Raw genomic sequence first — 885 nt, 5'->3', positions numbered from 1 at the left:
TCACCGCATTCAATACACACTCAGGCGTTGCTGGTGCGTTCATTGGCGGGCTGAACTTGTATTCCGCCATGCTTGAAACGGCATCGCGTAGTGCTGACCACGCTGAAATACCCAACATGAACGGAGGCTCACCCACAGCTTTCGAGCGGTAGATAGTCTCTTCTTTGTTTGGAAGTTGTTCCATAAGCTTCACGCGGAAGTCGATTGGTGTATCGCCAACTGCTGGAATCTTGTAGGTCGCTGGGCCGTTTGAAAGTAGGCGGCCGTTGTCGCTCCATACGAGATCTTCCGTGGTCAACCAACCCATGCCTTGAATGTAAGCACCTTCGATCTGACCGATGTCGATCGCAGGGTTAAGTGACGCACCAACGTCTTGTAGGATATCTACGCGTGTGACTTTGTATTCGCCGGTTAGGGTGTCCACAATCACTTCTGACACAGATGCGCCGTTTGCGAAGTAGTAGAACGGACGACCTTTACCTGTGTTGCGATCGTAGTGGATCTTAGGCGTTTGGTAGTGACCGCTTGAGAACAGTGGTACACGCGCCATGTAAGCGTTTTGCGTGAATTCCGCAAATGGTGTCCACACTTCTTCTCCGTCTGCTTTTACTGCAACAACGTGGTTGCTTTCAAAGCGAATCTTGTCTTCGCTTGTACCGTGAAGTTCAGCTGCGTACTTGATCATGCCGGCTTTGATGCGCAAACAAGCGTCGCGTGCTGCCATGCCGTTCAAGTCAGAACCTGAAGATGCAGCCGTTGGAGACGTGTTAGAGACTTTGTCAGTACGTGTTGCTGTGACCTGAATAGTGTCTAGGTCGACTTGGAATTCGTTGGCAACAACTTGTGCAACTTTCACGTACAAGCCTTGGCCCATTTCCGTCCCGC

Annotated in this window: 1 protein-coding gene; it reads right to left on the bottom strand. The window is 51.1% G+C overall.

What is annotated here, in order from left to right:
• The coding region (locus A3739_RS18775; RefSeq protein ID WP_156502690.1) for a molybdopterin cofactor-binding domain-containing protein at positions 1 to 885 on the bottom strand (885 nt) is incomplete at both ends.

The sequence above is a fragment of the Oleiphilus sp. HI0067 genome (assembly GCF_001635735.1).
Note: the sequence above shows the minus strand (reverse complement) of the source record. Positions and strands in the feature narration are given on the sequence as shown.